5 protein-coding genes are annotated in these 7,246 nt (G+C 70.7%); all 5 read right to left on the bottom strand.

The features are described from left to right. The coding region (locus IH13_RS0117150; RefSeq protein ID WP_031085371.1) for a TIGR03936 family radical SAM-associated protein at positions 1 to 335 on the bottom strand (335 nt) is incomplete at its 3' end. Between the two features lie 407 nt (positions 336 to 742). Then, positions 743 to 2,668: a TIGR03960 family B12-binding radical SAM protein gene (locus tag IH13_RS0117145; RefSeq protein WP_031085369.1), complete on the bottom strand. Its 1,926-nt coding sequence runs from the start codon at positions 2,666 to 2,668 to the stop codon at positions 743 to 745. 51 nt (positions 2,669 to 2,719) lie between these two features. Next, the gene (locus tag IH13_RS0117140) at positions 2,720 to 4,258 is read right to left on the bottom strand and encodes a CYTH and CHAD domain-containing protein (protein WP_031085367.1); all 1,539 of its coding nucleotides are present in this window, start codon (positions 4,256 to 4,258) and stop codon (positions 2,720 to 2,722) included. 48 nt (positions 4,259 to 4,306) lie between these two features. Then, positions 4,307 to 5,497, bottom strand: coding sequence for a rod shape-determining protein RodA (gene rodA, locus IH13_RS0117135; protein WP_031085365.1), 1,191 nt, complete (start codon positions 5,495 to 5,497; stop codon positions 4,307 to 4,309). Further along, positions 5,497 to 7,246 (bottom strand): penicillin-binding protein 2 (mrdA, locus tag IH13_RS37730; protein ID WP_031085364.1); only part of this gene is annotated, 1,750 nt, incomplete at its 5' end. The genes mrdA and rodA, both read right to left, overlap by 1 nt.

The following is a 7,246-nucleotide window of genomic DNA, read 5'->3' as shown; positions in this document are numbered from 1 at the left end:
GAGATGTGTATAAGAGACAGAGCCAGACCCGAGGTGCGGGCCTCCACGGCGTCGGTGATGTCGAGGCCGTCGGGCAGCGACGCGTTGAGCAGGTCGCGCAGGACGGCCGGATCCCGGGCCTCGGTGAGGGCGATCTCCAGGAACTCGGCCTCGCTTCCCGTACCGGTGGGGGCGGCGTTGGCGTACGAGACCTTGGGGTGCGGGGTGAAACCCGCCGAGTAGGCCATGGGAACCTCGGAGCGGCGCAGCGCCCGCTCGAAGGCACGCTGGAAGTCTCGATGGCTGGTGAACCGGAGGCGGCCCCGCTTGGTGTAGCGCAGTCGGATGCGCTGCACCGCCGGTGCGGGCGGCGGGCCTTCGGGCTGTCGCTTGCCCAGTGGTTCTTCTCCTCGGTGCGGGGCGGACGCGGTGGCGTACCGCCCACGAGATACGGATGTCCCGGGGTGCCGCTCCGGCTCACCCCCGCCTGACGACGGTCTCGGCAGTCGGGGAGAACTCTGGTGCGGGCGCCGCACCGGGGACGTCGTTGTCCTGCCCAGGGTACGCGCAGTGGACCCGCCGAGTTCCCGCACCCGCGTGACCTGCGGCCTTCCCCCAGGGCCCGCCGCCCGTCCCGGCGCGCCGCGCGCAGCGTGTCCCGGGGCTCGTCTGCCCCCGGCGCCACCACCCACGCGAACGCCCGGTCCGGGGTCCCCGGGCCGGGCGTTCCCACCGGGCGAGTCGCCCGGGCGGTGCGTGGCTCCTACTTGACCACCGTGAGCGGCAGCAGCTTCTTGCCGGTGGGGCCGATCTGGATGCTGGTGTCCATCTGCGGGCAGACCCCGCAGTCGAAGCACGGCGTCCAGCGGCAGTCCTCGACCTCGGTCTCGTCGAGGGAGTCCTGCCAGTCCTCCCAGAGCCAGTCCTTGTCGAGGCCGGAGTCCAGGTGGTCCCAGGGCAGGACCTCCTCGTACGTCCGCTCGCGGGTGGTGTACCAGTCGACGTCCACGCCGAAGGCGGGCAGCGTGCCGGCCGCGCTCTTCATCCACAGGTCGTAGCTGAAGTGCTCGCGCCAACCGTCGAAGCGGCCGCCCGACTCGTAGACGGCGCGGATGACCGAGCCGACGCGGCGGTCACCGCGGGAGAGCAGTCCCTCGACGATGCCGGGCTTGCCGTCGTGGTAGCGGAAGCCGATGGAGCGGCCGTACTTCTTGTCGTCGCGGATCTTGTCCCGGAGCTTCTTCAGGCGGGCGTCGGTGTCCTCGGCGCTCAGCTGCGGCGCCCACTGGAAGGGGGTGTGCGGCTTGGGCACGAATCCGCCGATGGAGACGGTGCAGCGGATGTCGTTCTGGCCGGAGACCTCGCGGCCCTTGGCGATCACGTTGACCGCCATGTCGCCGATCTGGAGGACGTCCTCGTCGGTCTCGGTGGGCAGGCCGCACATGAAGTACAGCTTCACCTGGCGCCAGCCGTTGCCGTAGGCGGTGGCGACGGTGCGGATCAGGTCCTCCTCCGAGACCATCTTGTTGATGACCTTGCGCATGCGCTCGGAGCCGCCCTCGGGGGCGAAGGTGAGACCGGACCTGCGGCCGTTGCGGGTCAGCTCGTTGGCCAGGTCGACGTTGAAGGCGTCGACGCGGGTGGAGGGCAGTGAGAGGCCGATCTTGTCCTCGGTGTACCGGTCGGCGAGGCCCTTGGCGATCTCACCGATCTCGGTGTGGTCCGCGGAGGAGAGCGAGAGGAGGCCGACCTCCTCGAAGCCGGTGGCCTTGAGCCCCTTCTCCACCATCTCGCCGATGCCGGTGATGCTTCGCTCCCGCACGGGGCGCGTGATCATGCCGGCCTGGCAGAAACGGCAGCCGCGGGTGCAGCCGCGGAAGATCTCCACGGACATCCGCTCGTGGACGGTCTCGGCGAGCGGGACGAGGGGCTGCTTGGGGTACGGCCACTCGTCGAGGTCCATCACCGTGTGCTTGGAGACCCGCCACGGCACACCGGACCTGTTCGGGACGACGCGGCCGATACGGCCGTCGGGGAGGTACTCCACGTCATAGAAGCCGGGGACGTAGACACCGCCCGTCCTCGCCAGGCGGAACAGCACCTCCTCGCGGCCTCCGGGCCGGCCCTCGGCCTTCCAGGCGCGGACGATCTCAGTGATCTCCAGGACGGCCTGCTCACCGTCGCCGATGACCGCGCAGTCGATGAAGTCCGCGATCGGTTCGGGGTTGAAGGCCGCGTGGCCGCCCGCGAGCACGATCGGGTGGTCGACGGTGCGGTCCTTGGCCTCCAGCGGGATGCCCGCCAGGTCCAGGGCCGTGAGCATGTTGGTGTAGCCGAGCTCGGTGGAGAAGCTCAGCCCGAAGACGTCGAAGGCGCCGACGGGGCGGTGGCTGTCCACGGTGAACTGCGGCACCTGGTGCGCGCGCATCAGCTCCTCGAGGTCGGGCCAGACGCTGTACGTGCGCTCGGCGAGGACGCCGTCACGCTCGTTGAGCACCTCGTAGAGGATCATGACGCCCTGGTTGGGCAGTCCCACCTCGTAGGCGTCCGGGTACATCAGGGCCCAGCGGACGTCGCATTCGTCCCACGGTTTGACGGTGGAGTTCAGTTCACCGCCGACGTACTGGATGGGCTTCTGCACATGCGGGAGCAGAGCTTCGAGCTGTGGGAAGACCGACTCGGCAGACATCTGGGGACCTTCGTGAGCTGGCAGAGGGGACCATCCAGCGTACCCCGGTGCTCAGCCCTTCGACGCCGCCCGCAGTCCGGGGCGCGACGCGCGGGCCCAGACGTGCGGCAGCTCGCGCTCCCGCTGGGCCGCCGCGGCCTCCTCCTGCCCGTACAGCAGGCCCCAGGTGAACGCCGACTCCCCCGCCCCGTGCGCCTGGACGGCAAGGCCGCGCAGGGCGTCACGGGCGACCACGCTGTCCTGGTGGTCACCGAGCACCTTCTGGACGGCCTTCGTCCGCTTGGCGATCCTCTGGGCGGGCCCGCCCAGGGCGGGCCGGGCGGCCTCGGCCGCGTACCGCAGGCGTTTCGCGGCCTTGCGCGCCCGGTGCAGGGCGACGTCGCGGTCCCGGCCGGGCGGCTGTTCCAGGGCGTGCCCGATCCGGGTGGCCAGGCGCCGGTGGTCCTTCAGCACGGCACGGGGCAGCACCTTGCCCGGTTTCCGGCCGGCGCGGGGCAGCAGGGGCGGGTCGGCGAGGAGGGCGTCCAGCGCGTCCAGCAGCGTCAGGTAGCGCTCCCCCTCCAGTACGGTGAGCAGCCGCTCGCGCGCGTCGGCGCGCCGGGCCGCGGACGAGAACTTCAGCCGGGCCTGCACGGGGCCGAGGAGCTCGGTGCGGGGGACGGCGGCGAGCCGGCCGTGCAGCCGTGCGGCGAGGACCTCCTGGTCGCGGACGGTCCCCAGCTCGCCGGCGAGCCACTTCAGCTCGGCGCGCACCGGCCGGGTGACGGCCGGGTCGAGGACCTCGCGGTACGTCGTGAGGGCGCCGCGCAGACGGCGGATGGCGACGCGCATCCGGTGCACGCCGTCGGGCAGGTCGCGGCGCGCGGCGGGGTCGAGCGCCACGAGGGCCGTGATCTGGTCGCGTACGTAGGCGAGCACATGGTCGCCGGCGGTGCGCGGGGCCTTCTCCGGCCGTGGTTCCGCCTTCCGTCCGCCGTCCCGTCGCGGGTCGGTCTCCGCGAGGGCCCGGGCCGCCTTGGAGGGTGATCGGGAAGGGCGTACACCGGCCTTGCGCAGGCGGCGCTCGACGGCGTCGAGGAGGGCCGGGTCGCCGTCGTCGGCCAGTTCGACCTCCATCTCGGTCCAGGCCGACGTGGTGCCGTGCCCCTGCTCGGTGAGGCGTTCGGCGAGGACCTCGTCGATGCTGACCTCGGCGAGCAGGGCGCCGTCCGCGTCGAGGAGGTGGTGGACGTCCCGGGAGGAGAGGACGCGGACGACGGGGACGACCGGCCGGCCGCGGACGCGGGAGCGGATCAGCGCGGCGTGCTCGGGCGGCAGTGTGTCGGCCAGCGGGGCCCGGATCTCCTCGCGGGTGTCGGCGGAGACGGGGAGCTTGAGGTGCCATCCCGCGTCCTGGCCCCCGGTCCGGCGGCGGAGGGTGAGGGAGCCGGCGGCGAGCCGGAGGTCCTCCGTGTCGTGGTAGACCGCGTCGAGCTCGGTGCGGCCGCGGTGGACGACGGCCGAGACCCCGGCCACGCGGGTCAGGTCGGGCAGCCGGGTCTCGGAGGTCGCTTCGTACTTACGCTCGATCTCATGCTTCGAGTCCGCCATAGGACTCATCTTTCCCCGATACCCGGGGTCATGCAGGGTCGTGCGGGCTCAGGCCGTGATCGGCCGCTGCACCCGGATCGACTGGAGCAGCCCGACCGCCACCCACACGGCGAACATCGACGATCCGCCGTACGAGACGAACGGCAGCGGGAGCCCCGCCACCGGCATGATGCCGAGGGTCATCCCGATGTTCTCGAAGGACTGGAAGGCGAACCAGGCGATGATCCCCGCGGCGACGACCGTCCCGTACAGCTCGGTCGTCTCGCGGGCGATGCGGCAGGCGCGCCACAGGACGACGCCCAGCAGGACGATGATCAGCCCGGCGCCCACGAAGCCGAGTTCCTCGCCCGCGACCGTGAAGACGAAGTCGGTCTGCTGTTCGGGGACGAACTGGCCGGTGGTCTGCGAGCCCTGGAAGAGCCCCGTCCCGGTGAGCCCGCCGGAGCCGATGGCGATGCGGGCCTGGTTGGTGTTGTAGCCGACGCCGGCGGGGTCGAGCGCCGGGTTGGCGAAGGCCGCGAACCGGGCGATCTGGTAGTCGTCAAGGAGGCCGAGCTGCCAGACGGCCACCGCCCCGGCCGTGCCCGCCCCGAGGAGGCCGAAGATCCAGCGGTTGGAGGCTCCGGAGGCGAGGAGTACGCCGAGCACGATGACGGCCATGACCATGACGGAGCCGAGGTCGGGCATCAGCATGACGACGGCCATCGGGACGAGCGCCAGGCCGAGCGCCTTGGCGGCCGAGCGGTGGTCGGGGTGCAGCTGGTCGCCCGCGTCGACGCGGGCGGCGAGCAGCATCGCCATGCCCAGGATGATCGTGATCTTGGTGAACTCGGAGGGCTGGAGGGAGAAGCCGCCGGGAAGGAGGATCCAGGCGTGCGCGCCGTTGACCGTGGCGCCCAGCGGGGTGAGGACCGCGAGGACGAGCAGGATCGAGATGCCGTAGAGCATCGGGACCGCGCCGCGCAGGGTGCGGTGCCCGAGCCAGATGGTGCCGACCATCAGCGCCAGGCCGATACCGGTGTTGAGGACGTGCCGGAAGAGGAAGTAGTACGGGTCGCCGTGGGTCAGCGAGTCACGGCCCCGGGTCGCCGACCAGACCAGCAGCGATCCGATGAAGGACAGCGCGACCGACGAGCCGAGCAGCGGCCAGTCCAGCCGCCGCAGGACGGAGTCACGGGCGGTGAGCTTGACCCAGGCGGAACGCTCCGGGGCGTACCGCGAGACGGAGAAGCCTGCCATCAGTCCCGCCTCCCCGGGGCCACGGCGAGGGCGAGCTCCTGGGTGCTCTCGCCGGCGGGCGGCTCGGGGGTGTACGGCTTGATCTTCGGGGAGACGATCGAGCCGTCGGACTTGATCGTCGGCAGGGCCTTCTGCGGTGTGGGCAGCAGGGCCTTCTTGAGGTCCTGGTTGCCCTCACCGTCGAGGCCGTAGATCGCGTTGTAGATGTTGCGTACGGCGGGTCCGGAGGCACCGGAACCGGTACCGCCCTGGGAGATCGTCATGACGATCGAGTAGTCCTTGGTGTACGTGGCGAACCAGGAGGTCGTCTGCTTGCCGTAGACCTCGGCCGTGCCCGTCTTGGCGTGCATCGGGATCTTGTCCTGGGGCCAGCCGCCGAATCGCCAGGCGGCGCTGCCCTGGGTCGCGACTCCCGCGAGGGCTTGGTCTATCTTGTCGCGGGTGTCGCCCTTGAACGGCAGCTTGCCGTGCGCCTTGGGCTCGATCTCCTGGACCGTCTTGCCGTCGCCGCTGATGATCGCCTTGCCGACGGTCGGGTCGTAGAGGGTGCCGCCGTTGGAGATGGCGGCGTAGATGGTGGCCATCTGGATCGGCGTGACGAGGGTGTCGCCCTGGCCGATCGAGTAGTTGACGGAGTCACCGGCGCGCATCTTGTAGCCCTCGGCGCAGCCTTCGTAGGCGAGCTGCTCGACGTACGTGCCGTCCTTCTTGCCCTGCTTGCACCAGGAGTCCTTGTTGGCCTCGTAGAAGTCCTGCTTCCACTGGCGGTCGGGGACGCGGCCGGAGACCTCGTTGGGGAGGTCGATGCCGGTCTCCTTGCCGAGGCCGAACTGGTGGGCGGTCTTGTAGAACCAGTCCTTGGCGTTCTTCTTCGGCGTGTTGCCGCCGTCCTTCTGCCATTCCTTGTGCGCGATCCCGTAGTAGACGGTGTCGCAGGAGACCTCCAGGGCCCGGCCGATGGTGATGTCGCCGTACCCCTGGGACTCGAAGTTCTTGAAGGTCTGGTTGCCGATGGAGTACGAGCTCGGGCAGGGGTAGTTGCCGTCGAACGGGTATCCGGCGTTGACCGCGGCGGTGGAGGAGATCACCTTGAAGATCGACCCGGGTGCCGCGGTGCCCTGGATGGCCCGGTTCAGCAGCGGGAAGTTGGACTTCTTGCCGGTGAGCTGGGCGTACTCCTTGGCGGAGATGCCGCCGACCCAGGAGTTGGGGTCGTAGGTCGGCAGGGACGCCATGGACACGACGCGGCCGGTCTTGGCCTCCATGACGACGACGGCGCCGGAGTCGGCCTTGTAGAGCTCGTTGGTGTTGCGGTCCATCTCCTTGCGGGCGGCCTTCATGGCCTGGTCGAGCTCGTACTCGGCGACCGCCTGGACGCGCGCGTCGATGGAGGTGACGACGCTGGCCCCGGGTTCGGCCTCGTCGTTCTGCGCCTGTCCGATGACCCGGCCGAGGTTGTCCACCTCGTACCGGGTGACGCCGGCCTTGCCCCGCAGCTCCTTGTCGTAGGTGCGCTCCAGGCCGGAGCGGCCGACCTGGTCGGAGCGGAGGTAGGGCGAGTCGGTGTCCTGGGCCTTGGTGAGCTCCTCGTCCGTGACGGGCGAGAGGTAGCCGAGGACCTGGGCGGTGTTGGCCTTGCCGGGCGCGGCGTACCGGCGTACGGCGGTGGGTTCGGCGGTGATGCCGGGGAAGTCCTCGGCGCGTTCCCGGATCTGGAGGGCCTGCTGGGTGGTGGCCTCGTCGGTGACC

This window comes from Streptomyces sp. NRRL WC-3549 (genome assembly GCF_000721935.1).
In the GTDB taxonomy this organism is placed as follows: Bacteria; Actinomycetota; Actinomycetes; order Streptomycetales; family Streptomycetaceae; genus Streptomyces.
Note: the sequence above shows the minus strand (reverse complement) of the source record. Positions and strands in the feature narration are given on the sequence as shown.

Excerpts from the sequence above, each read along its gene's own strand:
- IH13_RS0117145 (WP_031085369.1), bottom strand. The coding sequence starts at position 2,668 with ATGTCTGCCGAGTCGGTCTTCCCACAGCTCGAAGCTCTGCTCCCGCAT.
- IH13_RS0117140 (WP_031085367.1), bottom strand. The coding sequence starts at position 4,258 with ATGGCGGACTCGAAGCATGAGATCGAGCGTAAGTACGAAGCGACCTCC.
- rodA (WP_031085365.1), bottom strand. The coding sequence starts at position 5,497 with ATGGCAGGCTTCTCCGTCTCGCGGTACGCCCCGGAGCGTTCCGCCTGG.